Annotated in this window: 20 protein-coding genes, 2 tRNA genes, 3 rRNA genes and 1 riboswitch; of the genes, 15 read left to right on the forward strand and 10 right to left on the reverse strand. The window is 62.5% G+C overall.

Annotation, left to right across the window (positions count from 1 at the left end; genetic code table 11):
- The first annotated feature begins 2 nt into the window (after positions 1-2).
- The 6 genes from ACPTTC_RS20050 (at position 3) to rrf (ending at position 6,320) form a co-directional block, all read left to right on the forward strand.
- Positions 3-554 (forward strand): phosphonate degradation HD-domain oxygenase, encoded by a 552-nt coding sequence (locus ACPTTC_RS20050; RefSeq protein ID WP_423393615.1) that lies wholly within the window; start codon positions 3-5, stop codon positions 552-554.
- Positions 555-1,056: 502 nt separating this feature from the next.
- Positions 1,057-2,589: ribosomal RNA gene (locus ACPTTC_RS20055) — 16S ribosomal RNA — on the forward strand.
- A 64-nt stretch (positions 2,590-2,653) separates the two neighbouring features.
- Positions 2,654-2,730 (forward strand) — tRNA-Ile (locus ACPTTC_RS20060).
- Between the two features lie 37 nt (positions 2,731-2,767).
- Positions 2,768-2,843 (forward strand) — tRNA-Ala (locus ACPTTC_RS20065).
- Between the two features lie 293 nt (positions 2,844-3,136).
- Positions 3,137-6,018 (forward strand): 23S ribosomal RNA (locus ACPTTC_RS20070).
- Positions 6,019-6,207: 189 nt separating this feature from the next.
- Positions 6,208-6,320: ribosomal RNA gene (gene rrf / locus ACPTTC_RS20075) — 5S ribosomal RNA — on the forward strand.
- The 16S, 23S and 5S rRNA genes sit together here with 2 tRNA genes alongside, the layout of an rRNA operon.
- A gap of 475 nt (positions 6,321-6,795) precedes the next feature.
- Here rrf and ACPTTC_RS20080 read toward each other — a convergent pair.
- Entirely contained in the window at positions 6,796-7,527 is a 732-nt protein-coding gene (locus tag ACPTTC_RS20080; RefSeq protein WP_423393616.1) for a LytR/AlgR family response regulator transcription factor, read from the reverse strand.
- Positions 7,524-8,411, reverse strand: coding sequence for a sensor histidine kinase (locus tag ACPTTC_RS20085; RefSeq protein WP_423393617.1), 888 nt, complete (start codon positions 8,409-8,411; stop codon positions 7,524-7,526). The genes ACPTTC_RS20080 and ACPTTC_RS20085 overlap by 4 nt, the downstream gene beginning before the upstream one ends.
- On the opposite strand from ACPTTC_RS20085, the gene istA reads away from it, so the two are divergent.
- Both istA and istB read left to right on the forward strand, forming a co-directional pair.
- Positions 8,332-9,588 carry an IS21-like element ISBcen28 family transposase gene (gene istA, locus ACPTTC_RS20090; RefSeq protein WP_423391356.1) on the forward strand — a complete coding sequence of 419 codons (1,257 nt, stop codon included), beginning with the start codon at positions 8,332-8,334 and terminating at the stop codon, positions 9,586-9,588. The two genes, ACPTTC_RS20085 and istA, sit on opposite strands and share 80 nt — an antisense overlap.
- Positions 9,585-10,451: an IS21-like element ISBcen28 family helper ATPase IstB gene (istB, locus tag ACPTTC_RS20095; protein WP_124681121.1), complete on the forward strand. Its 867-nt coding sequence runs from the start codon at positions 9,585-9,587 to the stop codon at positions 10,449-10,451. The genes istA and istB overlap by 4 nt, the downstream gene beginning before the upstream one ends.
- A 49-nt stretch (positions 10,452-10,500) precedes the next feature.
- Here the strand turns inward: istB and ACPTTC_RS20100 are convergent, their stop codons facing one another.
- The gene (locus ACPTTC_RS20100) at positions 10,501-10,896 is read right to left on the reverse strand and encodes a hypothetical protein (RefSeq protein WP_423393618.1); all 396 of its coding nucleotides are present in this window, start codon (positions 10,894-10,896) and stop codon (positions 10,501-10,503) included.
- 31 nt (positions 10,897-10,927) lie between these two features.
- Complete coding sequence (locus ACPTTC_RS20105; RefSeq protein ID WP_423393619.1) at positions 10,928-11,842, reverse strand: alpha/beta fold hydrolase; 915 nt, start codon at positions 11,840-11,842, stop codon at positions 10,928-10,930.
- 578 nt (positions 11,843-12,420) lie between these two features.
- On the opposite strand from ACPTTC_RS20105, the gene ACPTTC_RS20110 reads away from it, so the two are divergent.
- A complete protein-coding gene (locus ACPTTC_RS20110; RefSeq protein ID WP_423393620.1) occupies positions 12,421-13,845 on the forward strand; it encodes a DHA2 family efflux MFS transporter permease subunit in 1,425 nt (474 codons plus the stop codon).
- Between the two features lie 276 nt (positions 13,846-14,121).
- Here the strand turns inward: ACPTTC_RS20110 and ACPTTC_RS20115 are convergent, their stop codons facing one another.
- The 3 genes from ACPTTC_RS20115 to ACPTTC_RS20125 form a co-directional block, all read right to left on the reverse strand.
- Entirely contained in the window at positions 14,122-14,865 is a 744-nt protein-coding gene (locus tag ACPTTC_RS20115; RefSeq protein WP_423393621.1) for a 2OG-Fe(II) oxygenase, read from the reverse strand.
- A gap of 313 nt (positions 14,866-15,178) precedes the next feature.
- Positions 15,179-16,771 (reverse strand): inorganic phosphate transporter, encoded by a 1,593-nt coding sequence (locus ACPTTC_RS20120; protein ID WP_423393622.1) that lies wholly within the window; start codon positions 16,769-16,771, stop codon positions 15,179-15,181.
- Positions 16,772-16,957: 186 nt separating this feature from the next.
- On the reverse strand, positions 16,958-17,545 hold the full coding sequence (locus ACPTTC_RS20125; RefSeq protein ID WP_423393623.1) for a histidine phosphatase family protein: 588 nt from the start codon (positions 17,543-17,545) through the stop codon (positions 16,958-16,960).
- Between the two features lie 49 nt (positions 17,546-17,594).
- Positions 17,595-17,732: riboswitch (cobalamin riboswitch) on the forward strand.
- Positions 17,733-17,765: 33 nt separating this feature from the next.
- Here ACPTTC_RS20125 and ACPTTC_RS20130 point away from each other — a divergent pair.
- Together ACPTTC_RS20130 and ACPTTC_RS20135 are read left to right on the forward strand one after the other, a co-directional pair.
- The gene (locus ACPTTC_RS20130; RefSeq protein WP_011353973.1) at positions 17,766-17,975 is read left to right on the forward strand and encodes a CbtB domain-containing protein; all 210 of its coding nucleotides are present in this window, start codon (positions 17,766-17,768) and stop codon (positions 17,973-17,975) included.
- Positions 17,976-17,988: 13 nt separating this feature from the next.
- On the forward strand, positions 17,989-18,711 hold the full coding sequence (locus ACPTTC_RS20135) for a CbtA family protein (RefSeq protein WP_423393624.1): 723 nt from the start codon (positions 17,989-17,991) through the stop codon (positions 18,709-18,711).
- Positions 18,712-18,733: 22 nt separating this feature from the next.
- On the opposite strand, the gene ACPTTC_RS20140 is transcribed toward ACPTTC_RS20135, so the two are convergent.
- On the reverse strand, positions 18,734-19,642 hold the full coding sequence (locus ACPTTC_RS20140) for a LysR family transcriptional regulator (RefSeq protein WP_423393625.1): 909 nt from the start codon (positions 19,640-19,642) through the stop codon (positions 18,734-18,736).
- A 128-nt stretch (positions 19,643-19,770) separates the two neighbouring features.
- On the opposite strand from ACPTTC_RS20140, the gene metE reads away from it, so the two are divergent.
- The 3 genes from metE (at position 19,771) to ACPTTC_RS20155 (ending at position 22,783) form a co-directional block, all read left to right on the forward strand.
- Positions 19,771-22,065 (forward strand): 5-methyltetrahydropteroyltriglutamate--homocysteine S-methyltransferase, encoded by a 2,295-nt coding sequence (metE, locus tag ACPTTC_RS20145; protein ID WP_423393626.1) that lies wholly within the window; start codon positions 19,771-19,773, stop codon positions 22,063-22,065.
- A gap of 188 nt (positions 22,066-22,253) precedes the next feature.
- A complete protein-coding gene (locus tag ACPTTC_RS20150) occupies positions 22,254-22,559 on the forward strand; it encodes a hypothetical protein (protein ID WP_423393627.1) in 306 nt (101 codons plus the stop codon).
- On the forward strand, positions 22,556-22,783 hold the full coding sequence (locus tag ACPTTC_RS20155) for an epoxyqueuosine reductase QueH (RefSeq protein ID WP_423393628.1): 228 nt from the start codon (positions 22,556-22,558) through the stop codon (positions 22,781-22,783). The genes ACPTTC_RS20150 and ACPTTC_RS20155 overlap by 4 nt, the downstream gene beginning before the upstream one ends.
- Positions 22,784-22,947: 164 nt before the next feature.
- Here the strand turns inward: ACPTTC_RS20155 and ACPTTC_RS20160 are convergent, their stop codons facing one another.
- Entirely contained in the window at positions 22,948-24,273 is a 1,326-nt protein-coding gene (locus ACPTTC_RS20160; protein ID WP_423393629.1) for an MFS transporter, read from the reverse strand.
- Positions 24,274-24,327: 54 nt separating this feature from the next.
- Entirely contained in the window at positions 24,328-25,284 is a 957-nt protein-coding gene (speB, locus tag ACPTTC_RS20165; RefSeq protein WP_175954891.1) for an agmatinase, read from the reverse strand.
- A 139-nt stretch (positions 25,285-25,423) separates the two neighbouring features.
- Between speB and ACPTTC_RS20170 the strand changes: the two genes are divergently transcribed.
- Positions 25,424-26,335: a LysR family transcriptional regulator gene (locus ACPTTC_RS20170; protein ID WP_423395682.1), complete on the forward strand. Its 912-nt coding sequence runs from the start codon at positions 25,424-25,426 to the stop codon at positions 26,333-26,335.
- Positions 26,336-26,440 lie beyond the last annotated feature (105 nt).

Below are 26,440 nucleotides of genomic sequence, written 5' to 3' on the forward strand. Positions count from 1 at the left end.
GAATGGCATTGACGGTGGAAGAGATCCACGGGCTGTATCGCGAACATGGCCATGTGGCCTATAGCGGGGAGCCGGTCACGCAGCTCGAGCATGCATTGCAGAGCGGATGGCTGGCGGAAGAGGCGGGGGCAGACGAAGCGCTGGTCGCGGCGGCGTTCCTGCATGACCTCGGGCATCTGCTGAATCGTCAGGGTGAGACGCCAAGCGCGCGCGGGATCGACGATCTGCATCAGTATTACGTGCTGCCGTTCCTGCGGCCGCTGTTTTCCGACGCGGTGCTGGAGCCGATCCGGCTGCACGTCGACGCGAAGCGTTGCCTGTGCCGCACGGACGCCGGCTACTTCGAGAGCCTGTCGCCGGACTCGGTGCGCAGCCTCGCGCTGCAGGGCGGCATTTTCAGTGAGGAGGAGGCGGCGGCGTTCCTGCAGCGCCCGTTCGCGGAGGACGCGCTGCGCCTGCGCCGCTGGGACGATACGGCGAAGGAAGAGGGTAAGGTCACGCCGGATCTCGATCACTATATGGAGATCGTGGCGCGCCAGGTGCGCGCGGACTGACGGTTCCGTTGCTTCTATATAAGGCGCCGCGCGCGGCAGCGCGCGGCGCCTTATATTTTTTGAGAAACCCCTTGCATGAATGCAGCGAGCTGCCTACAATCACGCCTCTTTCGCGCTAACGGAAACGCGGCGCGGAAGAGAGAAGCAGGGTTGGTGGTGTGCGGCGGTCTGGCGCGCGCAACTGGCCTGGAAGTTGAGCCCCGCAGTCGCAACGATGTGTTAAAAAGTTGTTGACGAGCTGCGAAACACGGTTCATAATCTCGCTTCTCTGCTGCTGAAAACGCAGCGCTGCCGGGAAACACGAAGTTCCTCGCAGAATGCTCTTTAAAAATTAACAGCCGATAAGTGTGGGCGCTTGATGGAAGCGAGCTGATCCTCGGATCAGATAGCAAAAGTATCAAGAGTCTCACACTAAAGTAAGTCAGGTTTATGAAGCAATTCATATTCCTGTCAGCTTTGAGTGAGCGACCGGTTCGAAAGAACCGAAAACAGTAACAGGTTTAAACTGAAGAGTTTGATCCTGGCTCAGATTGAACGCTGGCGGCATGCCTTACACATGCAAGTCGAACGGCAGCACGGGTGCTTGCACCTGGTGGCGAGTGGCGAACGGGTGAGTAATACATCGGAACATGTCCTGTAGTGGGGGATAGCCCGGCGAAAGCCGGATTAATACCGCATACGATCTACGGATGAAAGCGGGGGACCTTCGGGCCTCGCGCTATAGGGTTGGCCGATGGCTGATTAGCTAGTTGGTGGGGTAAAGGCCTACCAAGGCGACGATCAGTAGCTGGTCTGAGAGGACGACCAGCCACACTGGGACTGAGACACGGCCCAGACTCCTACGGGAGGCAGCAGTGGGGAATTTTGGACAATGGGCGAAAGCCTGATCCAGCAATGCCGCGTGTGTGAAGAAGGCCTTCGGGTTGTAAAGCACTTTTGTCCGGAAAGAAATCCTTGGCTCTAATACAGTCGGGGGATGACGGTACCGGAAGAATAAGCACCGGCTAACTACGTGCCAGCAGCCGCGGTAATACGTAGGGTGCAAGCGTTAATCGGAATTACTGGGCGTAAAGCGTGCGCAGGCGGTTTGCTAAGACCGATGTGAAATCCCCGGGCTCAACCTGGGAACTGCATTGGTGACTGGCAGGCTAGAGTATGGCAGAGGGGGGTAGAATTCCACGTGTAGCAGTGAAATGCGTAGAGATGTGGAGGAATACCGATGGCGAAGGCAGCCCCCTGGGCCAATACTGACGCTCATGCACGAAAGCGTGGGGAGCAAACAGGATTAGATACCCTGGTAGTCCACGCCCTAAACGATGTCAACTAGTTGTTGGGGATTCATTTCCTTAGTAACGTAGCTAACGCGTGAAGTTGACCGCCTGGGGAGTACGGTCGCAAGATTAAAACTCAAAGGAATTGACGGGGACCCGCACAAGCGGTGGATGATGTGGATTAATTCGATGCAACGCGAAAAACCTTACCTACCCTTGACATGGTCGGAATCCCGCTGAGAGGTGGGAGTGCTCGAAAGAGAACCGGCGCACAGGTGCTGCATGGCTGTCGTCAGCTCGTGTCGTGAGATGTTGGGTTAAGTCCCGCAACGAGCGCAACCCTTGTCCTTAGTTGCTACGCAAGAGCACTCTAAGGAGACTGCCGGTGACAAACCGGAGGAAGGTGGGGATGACGTCAAGTCCTCATGGCCCTTATGGGTAGGGCTTCACACGTCATACAATGGTCGGAACAGAGGGTTGCCAACCCGCGAGGGGGAGCTAATCCCAGAAAACCGATCGTAGTCCGGATTGCACTCTGCAACTCGAGTGCATGAAGCTGGAATCGCTAGTAATCGCGGATCAGCATGCCGCGGTGAATACGTTCCCGGGTCTTGTACACACCGCCCGTCACACCATGGGAGTGGGTTTTACCAGAAGTGGCTAGTCTAACCGCAAGGAGGACGGTCACCACGGTAGGATTCATGACTGGGGTGAAGTCGTAACAAGGTAGCCGTATCGGAAGGTGCGGCTGGATCACCTCCTTTCCAGAGCTATCTCGCGAAGTTGAGCGCTCACGCTTATCGGCTGTAAATTTAAAGACAGACTCAGGGGTCTGTAGCTCAGTCGGTTAGAGCACCGTCTTGATAAGGCGGGGGTCGTTGGTTCGAATCCAACCAGACCCACCATTGTCTGGCGGTAACACCTGAGGCAATCTGTACTCATGGGGGCATAGCTCAGCTGGGAGAGCACCTGCTTTGCAAGCAGGGGGTCGTCGGTTCGATCCCGTCTGCCTCCACCAATCTTCAATGGGAAGCGTTTGGATCACACGAAAGTGACGTGTGAGACGAGCATTTGCCATTGGCGATTGAGCCAGTCAGAGTGATATGAGTAAAACCATATCGGCTGTCGTTCTTTAACAATCTGGAAGAAGTAAGTAATTTGGATAGCGGAAGCGTCTTGAGATGGACGTGGAAGTTATCCGGGTTGTGATTGTATCGATGTATCTCAAGATGATTCGAACTCTATGTTTGACTCAATTGGAATACGGCACAACGCGAGAACTCAACCTGTAACGAGACAGACTCGTTATAGGGTCAAGCGAACAAGTGCATGTGGTGGATGCCTTGGCGATCACAGGCGATGAAGGACGCGGTAGCCTGCGAAAAGCTACGGGGAGCTGGCAAACGAGCTTTGATCCGTAGATGTCCGAATGGGGAAACCCGGCCCTTTTGGGTCATCCTAGACTGAATACATAGGTCTAGTGAAGCGAACGCGGTGAACTGAAACATCTAAGTAACCGCAGGAAAAGAAATCAACCGAGATTCCCAAAGTAGTGGCGAGCGAAATGGGATGAGCCTTGCACTCTTTATTTGTATTGTTAGCCGAACGCTCTGGAAAGTGCGGCCATAGCAGGTGATAGCCCTGTAGGCGAAAACAGTATGAAAGAACTAGGTGTGCGACAAGTAGGGCGGGACACGTGAAATCCTGTCTGAAGATGGGGGGACCATCCTCCAAGGCTAAATACTCGTGATCGACCGATAGTGAACCAGTACCGTGAGGGAAAGGCGAAAAGAACCCCGGGAGGGGAGTGAAATAGATCCTGAAACCGCATGCATACAAACAGTCGGAGCCTCGAAAGGGGTGACGGCGTACCTTTTGTATAATGGGTCAGCGACTTACGTTCAGTAGCAAGCTTAACCGTATAGGGCAGGCGTAGCGAAAGCGAGTCCGAATAGGGCGTTCAGTTGCTGGGCGTAGACCCGAAACCAAGTGATCTATCCATGGCCAGGATGAAGGTGCGGTAACACGTACTGGAGGTCCGAACCCACTAACGTTGAAAAGTTAGGGGATGAGCTGTGGATAGGGGTGAAAGGCTAAACAAACTTGGAAATAGCTGGTTCTCTCCGAAAACTATTTAGGTAGTGCCTCGTGTCTCACCTTCGGGGGTAGAGCACTGTCATGGTTGGGGGGTCTATTGCAGATTACCCCGCCATAGCAAACTCCGAATACCGAAGAGTGCAATCACGGGAGACAGACATCGGGTGCTAACGTCCGGTGTCAAGAGGGAAACAACCCAGACCGCCAGCTAAGGTCCCCAAATATAGCTAAGTGGGAAACGAAGTGGGAAGGCTAAAACAGTCAGGAGGTTGGCTTAGAAGCAGCCACCCTTTAAAGAAAGCGTAATAGCTCACTGATCGAGTCGTCCTGCGCGGAAGATGTAACGGGGCTAAGCTATATACCGAAGCTGCGGATGCGTGCTTAGCACGCATGGTAGGAGAGCGTTCCGTAAGCCTGCGAAGGTGCGTTGAAAAGCGTGCTGGAGGTATCGGAAGTGCGAATGCTGACATGAGTAGCGATAAAGGGGGTGAAAGGCCCCCTCGCCGTAAGCCCAAGGTTTCCTACGCAACGTTCATCGGCGTAGGGTGAGTCGGCCCCTAAGGCGAGGCAGAAATGCGTAGCTGATGGGAAGCAGGTCAATATTCCTGCACCATTGTTAGATGCGATGGGGGGACGGATCGCGGAAGGTTGTCCGGGTGTTGGAAGTCCCGGTCGCTGCATTGGAGAAGGCGCTTAGGCAAATCCGGGCGCAGGATTCAAGGGTGTGGCGCGAGCTCCCTAGGGAGCGAAGCAATTGGAAGTGGTTCCAAGAAAAGCCTCTAAGCTTCAGTCTAACGATGACCGTACCGCAAACCGACACAGGTGGGCGAGATGAGTATTCTAAGGCGCTTGAGAGAACTCGGGAGAAGGAACTCGGCAAATTGGTACCGTAACTTCGGGATAAGGTACGCCCTTGTAGCTTGATGCGCCTGCGCGCAAAGGGTGAAGGGGTTGCAATAAACTGGTGGCTGCGACTGTTTAATAAAAACACAGCACTCTGCAAACACGAAAGTGGACGTATAGGGTGTGACGCCTGCCCGGTGCCGGAAGATTAAATGATGGGGTGCAAGCTCTTGATTGAAGTCCCGGTAAACGGCGGCCGTAACTATAACGGTCCTAAGGTAGCGAAATTCCTTGTCGGGTAAGTTCCGACCTGCACGAATGGCGTAACGATGGCCACACTGTCTCCTCCCGAGACTCAGCGAAGTTGAAGTGTTTGTGATGATGCAATCTACCCGCGGCTAGACGGAAAGACCCCATGAACCTTTACTGTAGCTTTGCATTGGACTTTGAACCGATCTGTGTAGGATAGGTGGGAGGCTATGAAACCGGAACGCTAGTTTCGGTGGAGCCGTCCTTGAAATACCACCCTGGTTTGTTTGAGGTTCTAACCTTGGCCCGTGATCCGGGTCGGGGACAGTGCATGGTAGGCAGTTTGACTGGGGCGGTCTCCTCCCAAAGCGTAACGGAGGAGTACGAAGGTACGCTAGGTACGGTCGGAAATCGTGCTGATAGTGCAATGGCATAAGCGTGCTTAACTGCGAGACCGACAAGTCGAGCAGGTGCGAAAGCAGGTCATAGTGATCCGGTGGTTCTGTATGGAAGGGCCATCGCTCAACGGATAAAAGGTACTCTGGGGATAACAGGCTGATACCGCCCAAGAGTTCATATCGACGGCGGTGTTTGGCACCTCGATGTCGGCTCATCTCATCCTGGGGCTGTAGCCGGTCCCAAGGGTATGGCTGTTCGCCATTTAAAGAGGTACGTGAGCTGGGTTTAAAACGTCGTGAGACAGTTTGGTCCCTATCTGCCGTGGGCGTTGGATATTTGAAGGGGGCTGCTCCTAGTACGAGAGGACCGGAGTGGACGAACCTCTGGTGTACCGGTTGTCACGCCAGTGGCATCGCCGGGTAGCTATGTTCGGAAGAGATAACCGCTGAAAGCATCTAAGCGGGAAACTCGCCTTAAGATGAGATATCCCTGGGGACTAGATCCCCTTGAAGGGTCGTTCGAGACCAGGACGTTGATAGGTCAGGTGTGTAAGCGCAGTAATGCGTTCAGCTAACTGATACTAATTGCCCGTAAGGCTTGATCCTATAACAAGTCTGTTTCGACAGTCGTTAGCGCTTCAGCGCTTTACGAATGTCGAACGTCGAATGTGAAGCACTCGACGTACTGCGGTTGAACTACCGCGTATGTGTGAGATACAACCTCACAACCCAACGAAATTACTGCTTCTTCCCAGATTGGTTCTGTTGGCCACGCCAGCAGAACGACCCTCTTTGCCTGATGACCATAGCGAGTCGGTCCCACCCCTTCCCATCCCGAACAGGACCGTGAAACGACTCTACGCCGATGATAGTGCGGATTCCCGTGTGAAAGTAGGTAATCGTCAGGCTCCCCTAAGCCAGAAACCCCCGCCCAAAAGGCGGGGGTTTTTGCATTTCAGCGGCGCGAACGGCGTGCGCAGCACATGCCGGACGTGTTGGCGGGCTAACGCCCGTGACCTGCGCGTATCTCAGCCGCAACTCTCCGTCGCGGTTCAGCGAGGAGCAGATTACCGGGGACTGACGGAGGCCGATGCGGGCATGAAACTCGCAGACCTGTATCGCAAGCACGACATATCGGATGCGAGGTTCTTTGTTCGGCAACGCCATCGACCAGATGCTGCTCGAAGGTGAACTCTTGCAGGACATCGCTAACAACCGCCGAGTACGCGCCGCACTGCTGGCTCGTCATCTGTACGATTGTCCCCGGCTGGACTGCCGGCCCATGCGCGTGCGCAGGCACACTCGCCTGCGGGCTTGGCACGCCGACCGGCCCCCCGGTTTCCGCACCTGACCAGCCCGGTCAGCACAAAACTGCAGCAGTTCCTACAATGCCATCCGCTCGCGTAGTTCCCGCGCCTGCCGTCGCGACACTTCCACCTCGCTGCCGTCATCCAGCGTCAGGTCATAGCCATCGCCGATGCTCGGCGTGACCCCACGAATGCGCCGCAGGTTGATCAGCGTATTGCGGTTCGCACGGAAGAACAGTTCCGGCGGTAGCCGCGCCTCCAGCGCGCTCAGGCTGCGCGTCAGCAGCGCATTCTGGTCGCGGAACCACAGTCGCGTGTAGTTGCCGTCCACCACCAACCTGCGGATCTCGGACACCGCCACGAACCAGCAGCGTTCGCCTTCGCGCACGAACACCTGATCCTGCGCGCCCAGCATCGTGCGCGGCATTGGCTCCTCGACTCCCTTTACCTCGTGCTGACGTGCGCGCTGTAACGCTTCCAGCAGGCGAGGCGCTTCCACTGGCTTGACCAGGTAGTCCAGTGCGTTGGCCTGGAACGCGCGCACGGCATAGGTGTCGTAAGCGGTGACGAACACCACGGCGGGCACCGTGTCCACCCCTTCCAGTACATCGAAGCCGCTGCCGGAAGGCATCTGTACATCCAGCAGCACGAGGTCCGGTGCCAGCGTGGCAATTGCATCGCGCGCAGTCGGCACGTCATCGGCCTCACCCACGCATTCCACCCATGGCAGCATCGACAGCAACGTGCGCAGCTCCTGCCGCGCCAATCTCGCATCGTCGACGATCAACACGCGCAGCGGTGCACTCATTGCGGAATCTCCACGATGGCCTGCATACGCTCTTCCACCGACTGCAGGGCAAAGCGCCCGCGCGTGCCTAGCTGTGCGCGCAGGTAGGCGAGGCCGACACCATGACCATGGGTTTCAGGGCTACCCGTGCCGATCGGATTGTCTACTTGCAGGCGCAGCAGGCCATCGTCCAGCGTGGCGCGGATACGCACTTCGCCACCGCCCGGGCGAGTGGCGATGCCATGCTTGATCGCGTTCTCCACCAGCAACTGCAGCGCCATCGCCGGCAACTGGGCCTGCCCGGCCCCGACAGCGATGTCCCTGCGCACCCGCAAGCGCTGCTCGAAGTGAATGGCCTCGATGGCCAGATAGTCGTCCACCACCGCGAGTTCCTCGGCCAGCGTTACCTGTTCGCTGCGGTTGTGGGCCAGCGCATGGCGCAACGTGCGGGACAGACGGGTGGCCATATCGCGCGCACGCTCGGGGTCTTCCAGGATCAGCGCGCGCAGGTTGTTCAAGGCATTGAACATGAAATGCGGGTTAAGCCGAGCGCGCAATGCGTCACGTTCCAGCGCGCTGCGCTCGGCCTCGGCGCGCAGTCGAGCCAGTTCGCTGTGGCGGGCGTGGCGCAGGCCGTGCAGGCCAGCCCACAGACCCGTCCACAGCAGCAGAACCAGCGCGGTGTTCATCCAGTACACCAGTGTCAGCGTCGGATAGATACTCCCCACTTTCGTCGAAGTAATTTTCCCCAGTTTTTTATCTGATGGCGCCGCGGTAGCGGCGCCGTCCTGTCGATCGCCGACCATATCGCCCTGGAGATCCGTCGTGGGGGTGTCGGTGGTCGAGCTGGAGGAAGTGATGACGATTCTGGAATTGCATCGGCAAGGGCTGAGTATTTCGGCCATCGCTACTCGACTGGGTATGGACCGCAAGACCGTTCGTAAATACATCAGGAATGGCGTTCAGGCGCCGCGTTACGGTCCGCGCGCACCGCGACCGTGCGTGGTCGATCCGTTCGTCCACTACGTCACCGAACGTGTGCGCGAGTTTCCCGACCTGAGCGTCGAGCGACTGCTGCGCGAGATTCGGGCCATGGGGTACACCGGTGGCCGCACGGCACTGGGCGACCTGGTTCGGGAGGTCCGGCCGCCCCGCCAACGTGGCTTCGAGGTGCGCTTCGAGACGCCTGCCGGGCATCAAGCGCAGGTGGATTTCGCCCACTTCAATGTCGAGTTCGGCGACGCGCCTGGCCAGCGACGCTCGATCTGGCTATTCTCGATCGTGCTTGGGCACAGCCGCTATCTCTGGGGACGTTTCGTCGAGCATCAGGACCTGCAGACCGTCCTGCGCTGCCACATGGATGCGTTCGAGCACCTCGGCGGCGCTCCGCGCGAGATTCTGTACGACCGGATGAAGGCGGCCGTGCTGGGCGAAGTCGAGAAGCACATCGTCTACAACGCGAAGCTGGTCGCGTTTGCGCAGCACTACGGCTTCGCGCCGCGCGCCTGCAAGGCATATCGCGCCAAGACCAAGGGCAAGGTCGAGCGGCCGTACCGCTATATCCGGCAGGACTTCTTCCTGGCGCGTCGTTTCCAGAATCTCGCCGACTTGAACCGACAGTTGCGCGAGTGGCTCGACACGGTGGCCAATGTGCGCGTGCACGGCACGACGCACCGCGTCGTCGCCCAGCACTTCGGTGAGGAGCGTCCCGCACTGCAGGCGTTGCCGGCCGGCACCTTCAACGGCGTGATCCGGCTCGAGCGTCGCGTGAGTCACGAAGGCCTCGTCTCGGTCGGCGGCAACTACTACAGCGTGCCCGATCGAACACGCAAGCGCACGCTCGACGTCCACAGTCTGGCCCACGAGATCCGCATCTACGAAGACGGTGAACTGCTGGCGGTTCATCCCGTGCTCGAAGGCCGGCGACGAACCTCGCTGTTGCCCGGCCATCGGCGCGCAAATCAGCGCAAGCAGCCAGCACGACACCCATCACCATCGGTAACGGTAGCCGTAGCTCGCCGGCCTCTGTCGTTCTATGACCAGGTCGCAAGACGCCTCGCAGATGCTGGGAGGACCGCATGAGCGGCATGCCTGCCTCGACACTGGAACGCATCCGGCGCTATCTCGTCGGCTTGCGCATGCCGCGCGCGCTCGAAACGCTGGACGCCACCCTGAATCGCTTCGAGCAAGGCGACAGCTCGATGCTGGAAGTGTTGGAAACGCTGCTGGGCGAGGAGTTCACGACGCGCGAGACCCGCCGCATCCGGATGGCGCTGCAGACCGCGCGGCTCGGCACGATCAAGACGCTGGCCGGTTACGACTTCAGCTTCCAGCCGAGCCTCGACCGAGATCGCATCATGACGCTTGCGCAACTTGAGTTCATCGAACGACGGCAGACCGTGCACTTCCTTGGGCCGCCCGGCACGGGCAAATCGCACCTGTCCATTGCGCTGGGCGTGGAAGCCGTGCGCGCCGGCAAGAGCGTCTACTTCGGCTCGCTGGCCGAGATCGTGAACTCGATGGCCAAGGCCGAGCGGGAGGGCAACCTGGCGCAGCGCGTGCGCTTCCTTGCACGCAACAGCCTGCTCATCGTCGACGAGATCGGTTACCTGCCGATCGGCTCCAACGGCGGCAATCTGTTCTTCCAGCTCGTCAACGCCTGCTACGAGCGCTGCGCGATCATCCTGACGTCCAATCGCAGCTTCGGCGAATGGGGCGAAGTGTTCGGCGACAGCGTGGTCGCCGCGGCGCTGCTCGACCGGCTGCTGCACCACGCGATCGTCGTGCAGATTGAAGGCACATCGTACCGCCTACGAGAACACGCCGATCTGCTGCCCGACCATCTGCGCAACCGACCATCTTCCCTGAATCACCCGTCCGCTGAACCGGTTCGTCGGCGCCCGGGCCGTCCGCGAAGGAGCTCATCCGATCACATCGCCGGCTGATCACCGTCCGAACAGGGTGGGGAATTTTACTTCGACACTTCTGGGGAAATTACGTCCGACGTTGACACACCAGCACCGACGACAACTGATAGTCGGCATGTCCGCCTCGCAGTTGCACCCAGCGCAGGGCTAGCGTCGGCAGCAGCAGTGCCGCCGTTACTGCCTGCGCCACGCTGGTGCCGACCACCACGCCGGCGGTCAGCTTCAACACCAAGCTGCCCAGGCTGCCGTTCCACCAGCCCTGGTGCAACGCCATCGAGCGCAGCGCACCGCTGCACAGCCACAACGAAATTGCCAGACTCGAGCTGATCAACACCGCACCGCTGACGACTTCGCCGTCGGTGAAGCGGCTGCCCGCCCACAGTCCGAACAAGCCGTAGGCCGCCCACGCCAGTGCGTTGAGCGACCAGAAGCGGCGGGAGGAAGTCGTTGCGTCCACGGGCATGGCAGGTCTGCGGGTAAAGAGTCGTACAGCGTCAGGGATGTGCGGCCAGGAAGGTACGCACCTGGTCCTGCAGCCAGCGCGGATCATCCCACATCAGGAAATGGTAGCCGTACGCGCTCATCGCGATCTGCACGCCCTGCAGCTTCGCATACTGGGCCTGAAACACCGCCCGGATAGAAGCTTCGGTGCCTCCGAACGGCTGGTAGGCCGCCCAGGCGCCCAGCACCAGCACGGGGGCGTGGATGACGGCGATATCGTCGCGCAGATCGTGCACAAGCATCGAGTACATCGCATCGGCCATTGTCGCGCGGTCGGTGTCGCGGCCCCAGCGCTGCAGTTCGGGCAGGTGATCGGCGCTGCGGGTCAGCGTTCTGGCAGTGGCATCGTTGCGCGTCCGGAAGCTGGCGTCGTCGGCCGTGAGCAGGCCTCGGCGTAGTTGCCCGGCCATCGTCGCTACGTTCTGCGCATTCGCCCGCGGATCCATGACCGCCGCATAGAACGGCAGCGAATCGACGATCACGAGCGGGCCCACAGCCTCGGGCGCCCTCAGTGCCAGTTGCATCGCCAGCACACCACCCAGGCTGTGACCGACCACAGCCACCTTCCGCAAGTGCCGCGCGTGCAGATAAGACAGCAGCTCGTCGCGCATGGCCGACAGAAAATCGGCCGGGCGCGGACCCGCCGCCGCACCGGCAAAGCCCGGCAACTGCACCAGCAGGCATTGCACCTGCGGCTGCAGCGCCTCGCAGGTATCGCGCCAGACCTCGGCGCTGCTGTTCAGGCCGGGGATCATCAACAGAGGGCGGCCACCGCCAACCACCTCGATCTGTATCTTGCCCGGCACCATCGCCGCATCGGTGGCCGCGTGTGCCGGATCCGGGCCGAGCACGGCCGTCGCCATGCCGACCATTGCCAGTCGGGCCAGGGCCTTCATCGCGTTCTTCATCGTCTGTCCTTGCGGATGGGTAACACTGGATGCGGCCAGCGTAGCGCTTGTCGCGAAGCCTCGATTGTGATTTCGGAGCAACGGCCGCTGGCAAGGGCGAGCGGTCGAAAGGCCGGGACCGGAATAGCGTCGAATGCGTCGGCTCGGGCCTCCGTTGTTCTCGAGCGATCTACAGCTCTTTGCTGCCAATATCTCCCGGCACGCGCTCCTTTACCTCACATCAATCGGCACGCCACCGAGTGCTCATTAACGTCAATCCGTCCATAGACAGTGCCGCAACGGCCGACGATGAGCGATGTTTTCAGAAAATGGCTGTCAATTAATACATCTTGGCGAAAGACCTCCTGGGCCATCCACTGATCCGTCAACACGTTGCGCCGATGTGATCATCGGCGCACACAGCGAACTCAGCCACAAATCGTCATGGAAATCTATGCGCATAAAGTCCATTCGCGAGACAGGCCTGACAGAGCGGGGTGCAAGCCCTTCGGGGTAATATCGCCATTCGTCCCGATTCCCGGCGCTTCCAGGCAACCGCGGGTGGTCGGTGTCCCCATATTCCGTCTCCCGCATCGTTCATGACTGACAGCCCTGCCCAAGGTGGTCGGACGACCGACTTCTTGCCGTATCTTGTCGCCGCGACGTTCTTCATGGAGTACCTCGACACGACCGTGATCGCGACCGCGCTGCCGCAAATGGCGCGCTCGTTCGGCGTCGGGCCGAACGCGCTGAGCCTCGGGATGACCGCCTACATGCTGGCGCTGGCTGTGTTCATCCCGATCAGCGGCTGGATCGCGGACCGCTTTGGCTCGCGTACGGTGTTCGCCAGTGCAATCGTCGTCTTTACCGGTGCATCGGTGCTGTGCGGGTTGTCCGAGGGCGTCGTGACGTTCACGGCTGCGCGCCTGCTGCAAGGCGTAGGCGGAGCGATGATGGTGCCGGTCGGGCGCATGATCGTCGTTCGCAGCACCGAGAAGGCGAAGCTAATGCGTGCGATCGCGACGATCACGTGGCCGGGCATCGTCGCGCCCGTCGTCGGGCCGCCGATCGGCGGCTTCATCACGACCTATGCGTCATGGCGATGGATCTTCCTGCTGAACGTCCCGTTCGGGATTGCAGCACTGGTCTGCACCTGGCTGATCGTCCGGAACACGCGGGCCGACGAGCAACGGCCGCTCGACTGGGGCGGCTTCGCGCTCGCTGGGGGCGCGCTGACTTGCTTGCTGATCGGCACCGAAGCAGCCGGCCAGCAGGACGTCCACTTCACGCGTGCGGCCGTCCTGGTGGGCGCGAGCGTGCTGTTCGGCATTGCCGCGTGGTGGCATGCGCGACGTTGCGCACATCCGTTGCTCGACTTCACGACATTGAAAGTGCCGACGTTCTCGGTGACGGTGATCACCGGGTCGATCACACGGATGGCCATCAATGCCGTGCCGTACCTTCTGCCGCTGCTGTTCCAGATCGGTTTCGGGCTGTCGCCGTTCCAGTCCGGCCTGCTGCTGCTCGCGAGTGCGCTCGGCAATCTCGGGATGAAGGCGGGAACGTCGTGGATTCTCGACCGCTTCGGCTTCCGGCGCGTCGCACTCGTCGACGTGACGATAGTCGGCCTCTTCACGATCGCATGCGGCTGGCTGACCGCATCGACACCCTTGGCGATCACGCTGTTCGTCGTATTCGTCTACGGACTGACGCGGTCGATGCAGTTCACGACGCTCGCGACGCTGGCCTATGCGGATATCCCGGCTCAGCAGACAAGCGCGGCCAGCACGCTATGGAGCGCTGCTCAGCAGATGACGATCGGGATGGGCATCGCGTTCGGTGCGTTGTCGCTGCGGCTCGCGGCGTTGGTGCGTGGCGATGCGGTCGGCATGCACTACGTGCTTGACGATTTCCGCTGGGCGTTCGTCGCGGCGGGCGTGCTCGCGTTGCTGACGTTGCCGGGCTACGCACGTCTTGCCTCCGATGCGGGCGACCGGCTGCGGGCAAATGTCGCGCGCGGATAAGCCCGGGTTTCCCGCCGACTTTGTGCTGCGGCAGGTGAGTGTTTCGGCTCGACGTTACTCACCTGAAACGTCGAGCCGTCGCGCGGCGATGCTCCGAAGGAAAGCGAAAACGGTCATCTGTCACAGCGGGTGAATGAACTGATCGCGTCGTGATGCCCATCCGCGAAGCGTCCTGATCGATCGCGCGCGATCGGCACGTCGGATGTGCAGCATTTCCCGCCCGAATCCGCCGCTGTGACGGATGGCATGACAGCGTCGTGCTCGTCCCGATCGCCGTCACTGTGCGTCATGGAAGATGATGCCGACCGTGTGGCGATGGCCGCTCCGAATCCGGCTGACGCCGTGGCGCAGGTTGACGCGATAGACGCCGCGCGTTCCCTGCACGGGCCTGCCGTGCACGGCGAAGATGACGGCGTCGCCTTGCGTCAGCGGCACCACTTCCGCGCGCGACTGCATGCGTGGCCGCTGTTCCGTCAGCACGAATTCCCCGCCGGTGAAATCGAGGCCCGGCGCCGACAACAGGATCGCGATCTGGAGCGGAAAGACGTGCTCGCCATACAGGTCCTGATGGAGGCAGTTGTAGTCGTCGGCGCCGTATTGCAGGATCAGCGGCGTCGGTCGTGTCTGTCCCGCTGCGTGGCAGCGATCGAGGAAGGTCGCGTGGTCTGCCGGATAGCGGATGTCGATCCCGAGCGCCTTGTTCCAGCGATTCGCGATTGGCGCGAGATGCGGGTAGGTCGTCGCACGCAGCTCGGCGATGATCGCCGGGAGCGGGTATGCGAAATACTTGTATTCGCCGCGCCCGAACCCGTGCCGTGCCATCACGACGCGCGAGCGATAGAGCGCATCGCGCGGATAGAGCGACGCGATCGTCGCGCATTCGCTTGCCGAGATCAGGCGCGGCACGCGCGCGCATCCGTGGCGATCGAGATCGGCATCGACAGTCGTCCAGTCGATCGCGTCGACGCGTTGCGCAATATCGAGCGATTCGACGGCAGGTTGCAGGTCGGCAATGTTCACGGGCGTACCTTGTTCGTCAGCAATGGGGCGCCATGCAGTCGCGCGAAATGCTTCGGCAACGTCGTTCGCACGGTTGAGTCCACGGTAAATCCACGGTAAATATTGATGAGCACAGTCTACGGATGTCCATGCACCGACGCGCTCCGGATCTTGCGCTTCAATTCGGGAAAGGCAGAGGGCGAGCGCTCGCGACGGCATGGACGCACCGGGCGCCTCGACGAGTCGAATGGGAGAAGCGGAGAAGCGGAGAAGCGAGGGCCGATTCTTCTGCAGCGGATAGCCGGCTCCTGCCGGCCACCCGCCGAATCACCGTTTACGCCACCGACCGGAACAGCCAATAGAGCCCGCCGGCAAGTACGATCGACGCGGGCAGCGTCAGCACCCACGCCAGCACGAGGCTGCGCACCGTGCCCCATTGCAGGCCCGATCCGTTCGCCGCCATCGTGCCTGCGACGCCCGACGACAGCACGTGCGTCGTCGACACGGGCAATCCGTACACGTCGGCCGCGCCGATCGTGAGCATCGCGACGAGTTCGGCCGATGCGCCCTGTCCGTACGTCAAATGCTGCTTGCCGATTTTCTCGCCGACGGTCACGACGATGCGCTTCCAGCCGACCATCGTGCCGAGGCCGAGTGCGATCGCGACCGCAACCTTCACCCACGTCGGAATGAACTTGGTCGCGTGGTCGAGCTGTTTGCGATAGTTGTCGATTGCGAGCTTGTCGTCGGCAGCGAACGCGGGTTGACCGGACTTCTCGATCAGGCGAATTGCTTCGGACACCAGATACATCGTGTTGCGCACGTTGTCGACGTCACGCTGCGGCACGGCCGCCATCGAGCCCGATGCGCCGACCGCGGTCGCGAGCGACGTGGACAACTGCTGAACGGCGGGGATCACGGCCGGCGTCAGTGCGCGATGCTGGACGTAAAGCTCGACGTCGGCGCGCGGGTTCGCGGACGGTGCGACGCCGTTCGTGTACTTCCCGAACGTCGCGGCTGCCTGGTTCGCGACCGCAACGAAGGTCTGTGTCTCGGCCGGCGTGACGGCCTTGTTCAGCGCGTAGGCGGTCGGCACCGTGCCGATCAGGATCAGCATGATGAGGCCCATCCCTTTCTGCCCGTCGTTCGAGCCGTGCGCGAACGATACGCCGGTGCAGGTCAGGATCAGCAGGCAACGAATCCAGAACGGCGGCGGCTGGTCTTTCGGCGGCTCCTTGTACAGCTCGGGAATCCGCACGAGGGTTTTCAGCACGAGCAGCAGTAGCGCCGCGCACAGGAAGCCGACGATCGGCGAGAACAGCAGCGACTTGCCGACGCCGAGCGCCTGGCCCCAGTCGACGCCGCTCGTGCCGGACGGCCCGTGCATCAGCTGATTCATCAGCCCGACGCCGATGATCGACCCGATCAGCGTATGCGAGCTCGACGACGGCAATCCGAAATACCAGGTCGCGAGGTTCCACACGATCGCGGCGATCAGCAACGCGAACACCATCGCGAAGCCCGCGCCGCTGCCGACCTGCAGGATCAGCTCGACCGGCAGCAGTTGCAGGATGCCGAACGCGACGGCGCCGCTCGAGATCATCACGCCGAGGAAGTTCCACAGGCCGGACCAGATCACCGCGACGTTCGGCGTCAGCGAGTGCGTATAGATCACGGTGGCCACCGCGTTCGCGGTGTCGTGGAAACCGTTGACGAATTCGAAGCCGAGCGCGATCAGCAGCGCGGCGCCGAGCATCAGGTACGGGAACAGCGATCCTTCGCGCATCGGCGACAGATCGTCGATCAGGTGCGTGGCGATATAGATCGCACCGATCGCGAGCACCAGCAGGAAGACGGCCAAGCCGAGCTGCCTGGTGCGCTCGACGGAACCCGAATTGTTCGGGGCAGACGAAGCAGGTTGATTCATGACGGTGTCTCGTAAGGGAACCGCGTCCGATCCTAGCTTCGGCTAGCAGTCAGTTTGATGACAGCAGGGAGTGCGAACGGTGTGTCTTACAGTGACGTAAGGTGAGCGTTGCCATGCAAGTGCGATTGCGACACGACACGTCGGCTTGTGTCGTGGTCGATATCGCGAACGCAACACGGCAGGAGGCTATGTGGCGGTGTCGCGCCGATCGTCGTCGGCGATCAACATCCATCCGTGCGGTGATGCGGCGAATGTCGTGCACGACAGCGGTGCGACGTCGATGCGGGTTGCCGCGTCGGGATCCATCCGCAGCGCATGCGCGATGGCCGCGCGAACGATCGGCGCGTGCGTGATGGCGACGATGTCGCGGTGGTGTTGCAGCGCGTTCAACCATGTGCCGACGCGGCGTATCGCTGCGTCGAACGATTCACCGCCGTGCGGCGACGCGGACGGATTGCCGATCCACGCGCCCAGTTCGTCAGGAAAGTCGCGCGCGAGGTCGTGCAGCCGCTTGCCGCGCCAGTTTCGGTAGTCGATGTCACGCAGTGCGTCATCGATGTCGGCATGCAGGCCGAGCGCATCGGCGGTCTGCACCGCACAGCGGGCCGGGCTGCACAGCACGAGCGCGCCGGTGATGCCTGTCCACCGGTCGCGCCGCGCCGCGGCTTCGGCGAGCCCGTGCGCGTCGAGCGGATCGTCGTCGGGAAACGCGCCGGTACGCATCGCCCGGGTCGATGCGTGTGCGATCAGGCGCAGCGAGGCATGCTGGTTCATGTCGTTTTTCGGATGATCCGGGACGGGGGTGTTCGTTCACCTGGCGCCGCTTCAATACGCGAACGTTCGCGCGTACAATTCGCCCGATACGAAACGCGGAAGCCGGTTCAATTCCGGCGCGGTCGCGCCACTGTAACCGGTGATCCATGATCCCGGAAGCCAGACCTGCCTTCGTACCCATCCAACATTTGTCGGGGCGCGATTCCCCTGAGGTGCATCCATGAGCGAAGCAGTGCTGAAGCCGGCGGTCGTGCCGGCGCCCATCCCCGTCCGTGAACTGTTGCCGTGGGCCGTGTTCGTCGGCCTGATCCTGTTGCTCGCGATTTATTTCGTCGGCGCGGAACAGGGGGCAACGTCGCTCGTGCCGGGCATGTACGTCCACGAGTTCGTCCACGACGGCCGCCATCTGCTCGGCTTCCCCTGCCACTGACGCGGAGTACACGATGGTCGGAAAGCTGCTCATGCGCGGGATGCTCGCAGGCATCGCCGCAGGCCTCCTGACGTTCGGTTTCGCCAAGATCGTCGGCGAACCGCAAGTCGATCAGGCAATCTCCTTTGAAGAAAAACTCGACGCCGCCAAGGGCGACGCGCCGGAACCCGAGCTGGTAAGCCGCCACACGCAGGCCGGCATCGGCTTGCTGACCGGCGTCGTCACGTACGGCGCGGCCTTCGGCGGGCTGTTCTCGCTGGTCTTTGCGTATGCCTATGGCCGAGGCAGCCGCCTCCCGGCGCGGCCGCTGGCCGCGTGGCTCGCGCTGGCGGCGTTCATCGCGCTCGTGATCGTGCCGAACATCAAGTACCCGGCCAATCCGCCGTCGGTCGGCGACCCCGACACGATCGGCTATCGAACGGGCTTGTTTTTCCTGATGATCGCGATCTCGATCGCGACGATGGTGTTCTCGGTCAACGTGCGCCGCCACCTGCTGGCGAAGCTCGGGCAATGGAACGCGTCGATCGTCGCGGGGCTCGTGTTCATCGCGATCATCGCGGCCGTGCAGCTCGGGCTGCCGTCGATCAACGAGGTGCCGGCTGCCTTCCCGGCAGTCGTCCTGTGGAAGTTCCGCGCCGCGGCGATCGGCATGCAGGTGATCATGTGGACGACGATCGGCCTGCTGTTCGGCGCATGGGTCGAGCGCGGCGAACGCTTCGGCATGCGCGCCGCCTGACGCGCATGGCAACGGGGGGCGCCTAGCGCAGCATGCGCGGCGCGCTCTTCGTCGATTCGCGCGCCAGCGCGACGAACGCGGCCAGATAGTCGATCGATTCATCCGCTTCACGGATGCCGAGGAAGATCTGCTTCGCGATCCCCTTCTTGCCAAGCTTGACCGGCACGACCGGCATCCGGTCTGCGTATTCGTCGGCAAGCCATCTCGGCAGCGCGGCCACGCCGCGTTCGCTCGCCACCATCTGCAGCATGATGTCGGTCGTCTCGATCGACTTGTGCCGCTTCGGCACGATTCCCGCCGGCGTCAGGAACTGGGTGTAGATGTCGAGCCGATCGGTTTCGACAGGATAGGTGATCAGGACCTCGTCGTTGAGCTGTTCCGGCGTCACGTATTCGGCGTTCGCAAAACGGTGTGAATCGGCGACCACCAGCACCTGTTCGTAGTCGAACACCGGGTCGAAGCGCAGGCCCGGCTTGTTCAGCGGATCGGGCGTCACAAGCACGTCGATGTCATAGCCGAACAGCGCGCCGATGCCGCCGAACTGGAAGCGCTGCTTCACGTCGACGTCGACGTCGGGCCAGCGCGACAGGTACGGCGACACGACCTTCAGGAGCCACTGGTAGCACGGGTGGCACTCCATCCCGATGCGCAGCGTGCCGCGCTCACCCTTTGCGTACTGCTTCATCCGCTCCTCGGCGAGCTCGAACTGCGGCAGCAGCCGGTTCGCCAGCTTCAGCAGATACTGCCCGCCCTGCGTGAGCCGCAGGCCGCGACCTTCCCGATTCCAGATCGGCGTACCGAGCTGCTGCTCGATTTTCCGGACGGTATGGCTGAGGGCCGATTGCGTGAGGTGCAGCGTATTGGCGGCCGCAGTCAGCGAGCCCTGGCGCTCGACTTCACGAATGACGACAAGATGGAATCGTTCCAGCATGGATTTCGCTCGCGCAACAGAAACATGAATGACTTTAATGGATGAATGAAATAATGCCATTTTATTTCATGATTTGAAATCCCTATCATGGCTACCGGACATTCAATTTCTCTTCTGGACGGAAGCTCATGGTCACGACCCACAACCTTGGTTTTCCGCGCATCGGCGCGAAGCGCGAACTCAAGTTCGGTCTCGAACGCTACTGGAAGGGCGAATCGTCGCGCGACGAGCTGAAGGCACTCGGCGCCGAGCTGCGCCGGCGTCACTGGAACGACCAGCGCGACCTGGGCCTGGCCCCGGTCGGCGACTTCGCGTTCTACGACCAGGTGCTCGACATGAGCTTCACGCTCGGCAACTTGCCGAAGCGCGTGCAAGGCTTCCACGGCGACGTGCTCGACAACTATTTCCGCGTCGCGCGCGGCCGTTCGGCGCAGTCGGCGGAAGAACATGCCGCGTGCTGCGGTGGTGTCGCGGCCGGTGAAATGACGAAGTGGTTCGATACGAACTACCACTACATCGTGCCGGAGTTCCACGCGGACACGAACTTCTCGCTCGACCCGTCGCGCCTGCTGCAGCAACTGGCGGAAGCGCAGGCGCAGGGCGTGGCCGCGAAGCCGGTGATCCTCGGCCCCGTCACGTACCTGTGGCTCGGCAAGGCGAAGGACGATTCCGACCGCCTCGCGCTGCTGCCGAAGCTGCTGCCGGTGTACGGCGCGCTGCTCGACACGCTGACCGCGCAGGGCGTCGAATGGATACAGGTCGACGAACCGATCCTCGTCACCGAACTCGACGACGAATGGCGGCAAGCATTCAAGACCGCGTACGCGGCGCTCGAAACGCGCCGGATCAAGGTGCTGCTCGCGACGTACTTCGGCCAGTTGCAGAGCAATCTGGCGCTCGCGAGCTCGCTGCCGGTCGACGGCCTGCATGTCGATGCGATCAACGCACGCGACGAAGTCGACGCGCTGGTACGTGAACTGCCGGCCGAGCGGGTGCTGTCGGTGGGCGCGATCAACGGCCGCAACATCTGGAAGACGGACCTGAACGCGACGCTCGACTGGCTCGAGCCGCTCGCGAAGCAACTGGGCGATCGCCTGTGGCTTGCGCTGTCGTGCTCGCTGCTGCACGTGCCGGTCGATCTCGCGAGCGAGGAGAAGCTCGACGCGGAAATCCGCTCGTGGCTCGCGTTCGCGCTGCAGAAGCTCGACGAGCTGAAGGTGCTCGCGACCGCACTGAACGAAGGCCGTGACAAGGTGGCCGATGCGCTGGCCGCGAACGCCGCCGCGATCCATTCGCGTCGCAACTCGCCGCGCGTGAACGACCCGGCGGTGAAGGCCGCGATCGCCCGGATGGACGCGCAGCTCGGCAACCGCGTGAGCCCCTATCCGCAGCGCGCGCCGAAGCAGTCGGCACGCCTGAACCTGCCGGCGTTTCCGACGACGACGATCGGCTCGTTCCCGCAGACCGGCGAAATCCGTCAGGCCCGCAGCCGGTTCAAGGCCGGCGCGCTGGATGAAGCCGGCTACCGCAAGGCGATGCAGGCCGAGATCGAACGCAGCGTCCGCGAGCAGGAATCGCTCGAACTCGACGTGCTCGTGCACGGCGAAGCCGAGCGTAACGACATGGTCGAATATTTTGGCGAGCAACTCGACGGCTACGCGTTCAGCCAGTTCGGCTGGGTGCAGTCGTACGGTTCGCGTTGCGTGAAGCCGCCGATCCTGTTCGGCGACATCAGCCGTCCGAAGGCGATGACGGTCGAATGGATCACGTATGCGCAGTCGCTGACGAACAAGCCGATGAAGGGCATGTTGACCGGCCCCGTGACGATCCTGAACTGGTCGTTCGTGCGCGACGACCAGCCGCGCTCGGTGTCGTGCTACCAGCTCGCGCTGGCGATCCGCGAGGAAGTGCTCGATCTCGAGAGGGCCGGCGTGCGCGTGATCCAGATCGACGAGGCTGCGCTGCGCGAAGGGCTGCCGCTGCGCCGCGCCCAGTGGGGCGAGTACCTGAAGTGGGCGGTCGAAGCGTTTCGCGTCGCCGCGAACGGCGTGCAGGACGAAACGCAGATTCATACGCACATGTGCTATTCGGAGTTCAACGACATCATCGCGTCGATCGCCGACATGGATGCGGACGTGATCACGATCGAGACGTCGCGCTCGGACATGGAACTGCTCGACGCATTCGACACCTTCAAGTATCCGAACGAAATCGGGCCGGGCGTGTACGACATTCACTCGCCAAACATCCCGACGCAGGAGCACATCGTCGGCCTGATGAAGAAGGCGGCTGAGCGGATTCCAGCGGAACGGCTATGGGTGAACCCGGACTGCGGCCTGAAGACGCGCCAGTGGGCGGAAGTGATTCCGGCGCTGACGAACATGGTCGCCGCCGCGAAGACGCTGCGCAACCAGGTGCAATAACACGTGCTGCGCGGATCGATGATCCGGCGGCGGATGTCGCACCGGTCGAGAGCGTTCCGGGCAGGCACCGGGACGCGTCGTTTCCACTCCGGTCACCGCGGCATCATGATCCGGCGCGGCGATCGCGGGCGGGCCGGCGCAGGATCGGACGCCGGCCGGCTTGTTCATTCGGATGGGAGAAGCGCATCATGAGCCAGGCCGCGAACGACGCAATCGACCGATTGCTGAAGGCGCTCGAGGACGGCAGCGACGATTGCTGGGCGATTTACGAGGAAATCGGCCGGGTGGTCGTGAGCCGGCTGTTGCGTACCGACCGGGCGATGCTGCGTGACATGGCCAGCGCATGGATCGCGAGCGACGATGCACAAGCGACTCTGATTGATACCGATCGCGATTCACCGGATCTCGGTGCGGCGCAAGCGCGCGCCGAGCAGGCGGACGGCGCGATGCGCGCCGTCATTCTGAATACCGTATTCGGTACGGAGCGAACATGACGACCGTCGACAAACGCAAACCGCTGTCGCGGCCCGGTGGCTACAGCGAGGACGGGGAATACAACTGGCGCACGGGCGGCGGTTCGGCGCGCATGATCGAGATCCGCAAACGCGAGACGTTCTACCGGCAGGCGTACTGCGGATGCACGTATTCGCCACGCGACGCCAACCTGCAGCGCAAGTCGAACGGTTGTGAACCGATCCGGGGCGGCATGATGTATTAGGCGCGGACGCGCCGGAGGGCGGCGAGGAAGGCCGAGCACGGTGTAGCCGGAAAGACGGGCGCGTGGCGGCTGGAGTCGGGCAAAGAAGAAGCGGCCTTCGACGAAGGCCGCTTTTTTGCATGAGACGCGGGCGGGCGACGCGGCCAGCCCGGTGTTTATGTGCGTTACGCGGTGCGAGCTGCGCGCGGCAACGTGTCGGCCGTCTTGCGCGGCGCGCCCGCATCGTCGATGCTCACGCGGCGCGAAATCAGCCACACGCACAGCGACGACAGGATCGCGGCGCTCGTGTACTGGAGCGCGAGCGGCCACCATTGCGGCGCGGTGTTCTGCGCGATGATGGTCGCGACGAGCGGCGTGAGGCCGCCGGCCAGTGCGCCGCACACCTGGTACGCGATCGAGATCGCCGTGTAGCGGATGCGTGCGACGAAGATGCCGCTGACGAAGCCCGCGACCACCGAGTAGTAGCCCGATTCCGCGAGCGTCGCGAGGCCGACGCCGATCGTGATCGACAGCGGCGTGCCCATGTGCACGAGCGGCAGCATGACGAACGGGACGATCGCGGCCCATGCGCCGGTGATCAGCAGCACGCGCGTGGTGCCGAAGCGCTGCGCGAGGAACGCGGCCGCGAGCTGCACGACGAACTGCAGTACGGCGACGATCGTCATGCAATGCAGCACCATCGACCGGTCGAGCGACAGGAACTGCGTCGCATAGCTGATCATGAAGATGTTGCTGAAGTACACGCCGGCGATGCCGTACACGTTCGCACCGATGGCGAGCAGCAGCAGCGGCCAGTACTTGAGCGCTTCTCGCAGCGGTTTTTGCGCGATGTCGCCGCTCTTCTTGACTTCCTCGAACTCGGGCGATTCGGACACGCTCGCGCGGATCACGAAGCCGACGATCAGCAGTACGGAACTCGCGAGGAACGGCACGCGCCAGCCCCAGCTCATCATGTCTTCCTTCGACAGCGTGCTGATCGCGCCGAACGCGAGCATCGACAGGATCAGGCCGCTCGCGCTGCCGAGCTGCGCGAACGACGCGAAGAACGTGCGCTTGCCTTCCGGTGCATGCTCGCCCGCGAGCAGCACCGCGCCGCCCCATTCGCCGCCGACCGCGATGCCTTGCAGCACGCGCATCAGCACGAGCAGGATCGGTGCAATCACGCCGGCTTGCGCATGGGTCGGCAGCAGGCCGATCGCCACCGTCGACACGGCCATCAGCATCAGCGTCGCGAGCAGCGAACGCTTGCGGCCGAAGCGGTCGCCGAGGTAGCCGAACATCACGCCGCCGAGCGGCCGTGCGAAGAAGCCGACCGCGAACGAGCCGAACGATGCGAGCAGGCTGATGAAGCGGTTTTCGCCGGGAAAGAACAGCGGCCCGAACACGATGGCGGCGGCGGTCGCGTAGCTATAGAAGTCGTACCACTCGATCGTGGTGCCGACGAACGACGCGAGCGCCGCCCGCTTGGGTTGCTTGACGGAAGTCCCCATCTTGATTTGTGCTCCTCTGAATCCTTTGATTTGGAATAGGTGGCGGCGCGGGGATCAGTCGCGGTACGCGACGCCCGGCAGCACGCACAGCAGCTCGTACGCGAGGTTCGCGCCGAGCAGCGCCGTGGTGCCGAACGGGTCGTACGGCGGCGCGACTTCGACGAGATCGCAGCCGACGATGTTCAGCCCCTTCGCGCCGCGAATGATCTCGAGCGCCTGCGGCACCGTGAGGCCCGCGATTTCCGGCGTGCCGGTGCCGGGCGCGTAGGCCGGATCGATGCCGTCGATGTCGAAGCTGATGTAGACGGGCGTATCGCCCACGCGCTCGCGCACTTCTTCCATCAGCGGCGCGAGCGACTTGTTCCAGCATTCCTCCGCCTGGACGACGCGGAAGCCCTGCTCGCGGCACCAGTCGAAATCCTCGGCCGCGTAGCCGGTGCCGCGCAGGCCGATCTGCGTGACCTTGTCGCCGTGCAGCAGGCCTTCCTCGACCGCGCGGCGGAACGGCGTGCCGTGCGCGATCTTTTCGCCCATCATCGTGTCGTTCACGTCGGCGTGTGCATCGACGTGGATCAATGCAACCTTGCCGTGCTTGCGATGGATCGCGCGCAGGATCGGCAGCGCGATCGTATGGTCGCCGCCGAGCGTGATCGGCTTGCAGTCGTGCTCGAGGATCGCGTCGTACGCCGCTTCGATGCGTGCGATGGAATCGTGCAGGTTGTACGGATTGATCGCGACGTCGCCGATGTCGGCGATCTGCAGCGAATCGAACGGGGCTGCGCGCGTGGCCATGTTGTACGGGCGCAGCAGCACGGATTCGGTGCGGATCTGGCGCGGGCCGAAGCGTGCGCCGGTGCGGTTGGAGGTGCCGAGATCGAACGGCACGCCGACGAAACAGGCGTCGAGGCCTTCGGCGCTCGCCACGTGCGGCAGGCGCATCATCGTCGCGATGCCGCCGCAGCGCGGCATTTCATTGCCGCCGAGCGGCTGGAAATGGGGGTGGTCGTTCATGGGCTGTCTCTTCCGATGTGGGGTTGCCGTATCATGCGACGCGGCTTGGCGCACAGTTTTACGCGCTCCGCCGGCAAAGAAGAATGCGAAGATATCGACGTAAACATCGATTTTCATCGATGTATGGAAGGGGATGAGTGTGCTGGGGAATCTGTCGACCCTCGATCTGCGGTTGATCCGCGTGTTTCTCGCGGTCACGGACGCAGGCGGCGTATCGGCCGCGCAGGCCGTGCTGAACGTCGGGCAGTCGACGATCAGCGCGCAGCTTTCGTCGCTCGAGACGCGCCTCGGCTACCGGCTCTGCGAGCGCGGCCGCAGCGGTTTCCGGCTCACGCCGAAGGGTGAGCGCTTCCACGCGATGAGCCGCAAGCTGCTCGCGGCGCTCGATGAATTCGGGATGGCCGCGCGGCACATGGATCGTCAGCTGGTCGGCACGCTGAATATCGGCCTGATCGGCCATACGCCGGTGAGCCAGAACGCGCGGATCGCCGAGGCGATCGCCGCGTTCCGCACCCGCGACGAGGCCGTGCGTTTCTCGATCTCCGTGCGCGCGCCGGGCGATCTCGAGGAGAAACTGCTGAGCGACGAGATCCAGATCGCGGTCGGCTATTTCTGGCACCGGGTGCCGTCGCTGCACTACACGCCGCTGTTCATCGAGCGCCAGGTTGCGTACTGCGGCCGCGGCCATCCGCTGTTCGCCGGCGCCGGCGCGCTGACGCCGGCCGACGTCGCGGGCTTCGAATGGGCGTGGCGCTCGTATCCGCTGCCCGAAGCGCAGATGTCGACGACGCCCGACCGTGTGACCGCGACGGCCGACAACATGGAGGCCGTCGCGCTGCTGATCCTGTCCGGCCACCACCTCGGCTACCTGCCGCAGCACTTTGCCGCGCCGTACGTCGCGCAGGGGCTGCTCACGCCGCTCAATCCGGAGCAACTGCGCTACGACGTGACGTTCCACATGGTCGTCGCGCGCAACGGGCGCGGCAATCCGCTCGTGGATGCGTTTCTCGAGGATCTCGAACGCGCGCACCAGCCGCCCGACATCGCGTAGGCCGCCGGTCTCAACACTGTGAACGAGTGTTGCAGCGGCGCGGCCCGACGCGGCCCGCATCGATCGGCGTCGAAGTGATGGATCGGGCGTCGGGTGCGGCTTGCG

It is taken from the genome of Burkholderia mycopellens (assembly GCF_964265025.1).
GTDB lineage: Bacteria > Pseudomonadota > Gammaproteobacteria > Burkholderiales > Burkholderiaceae > Burkholderia.

Excerpts from the sequence above, each read along its gene's own strand:
- ACPTTC_RS20050 (WP_423393615.1), top strand. The coding sequence starts at position 3 with ATGGCATTGACGGTGGAAGAGATCCACGGGCTGTATCGCGAACATGGC.
- ACPTTC_RS20080 (WP_423393616.1), bottom strand. The coding sequence starts at position 7,527 with ATGAGTGCACCGCTGCGCGTGTTGATCGTCGACGATGCGAGATTGGCG.
- ACPTTC_RS20085 (WP_423393617.1), bottom strand. The coding sequence starts at position 8,411 with ATGGCCGAAATACTCAGCCCTTGCCGATGCAATTCCAGAATCGTCATC.
- istB (WP_124681121.1), top strand. The coding sequence starts at position 9,585 with ATGAGCGGCATGCCTGCCTCGACACTGGAACGCATCCGGCGCTATCTC.
- ACPTTC_RS20100 (WP_423393618.1), bottom strand. The coding sequence starts at position 10,896 with ATGCCCGTGGACGCAACGACTTCCTCCCGCCGCTTCTGGTCGCTCAAC.
- ACPTTC_RS20105 (WP_423393619.1), bottom strand. The coding sequence starts at position 11,842 with ATGAAGAACGCGATGAAGGCCCTGGCCCGACTGGCAATGGTCGGCATG.
- ACPTTC_RS20110 (WP_423393620.1), top strand. The coding sequence starts at position 12,421 with ATGACTGACAGCCCTGCCCAAGGTGGTCGGACGACCGACTTCTTGCCG.
- ACPTTC_RS20120 (WP_423393622.1), bottom strand. The coding sequence starts at position 16,771 with ATGAATCAACCTGCTTCGTCTGCCCCGAACAATTCGGGTTCCGTCGAG.
- ACPTTC_RS20125 (WP_423393623.1), bottom strand. The coding sequence starts at position 17,545 with ATGAACCAGCATGCCTCGCTGCGCCTGATCGCACACGCATCGACCCGG.
- ACPTTC_RS20130 (WP_011353973.1), top strand. The coding sequence starts at position 17,766 with ATGAGCGAAGCAGTGCTGAAGCCGGCGGTCGTGCCGGCGCCCATCCCC.
- ACPTTC_RS20135 (WP_423393624.1), top strand. The coding sequence starts at position 17,989 with ATGGTCGGAAAGCTGCTCATGCGCGGGATGCTCGCAGGCATCGCCGCA.
- ACPTTC_RS20140 (WP_423393625.1), bottom strand. The coding sequence starts at position 19,642 with ATGCTGGAACGATTCCATCTTGTCGTCATTCGTGAAGTCGAGCGCCAG.
- metE (WP_423393626.1), top strand. The coding sequence starts at position 19,771 with ATGGTCACGACCCACAACCTTGGTTTTCCGCGCATCGGCGCGAAGCGC.
- ACPTTC_RS20150 (WP_423393627.1), top strand. The coding sequence starts at position 22,254 with ATGAGCCAGGCCGCGAACGACGCAATCGACCGATTGCTGAAGGCGCTC.
- ACPTTC_RS20155 (WP_423393628.1), top strand. The coding sequence starts at position 22,556 with ATGACGACCGTCGACAAACGCAAACCGCTGTCGCGGCCCGGTGGCTAC.
- ACPTTC_RS20160 (WP_423393629.1), bottom strand. The coding sequence starts at position 24,273 with ATGGGGACTTCCGTCAAGCAACCCAAGCGGGCGGCGCTCGCGTCGTTC.
- speB (WP_175954891.1), bottom strand. The coding sequence starts at position 25,284 with ATGAACGACCACCCCCATTTCCAGCCGCTCGGCGGCAATGAAATGCCG.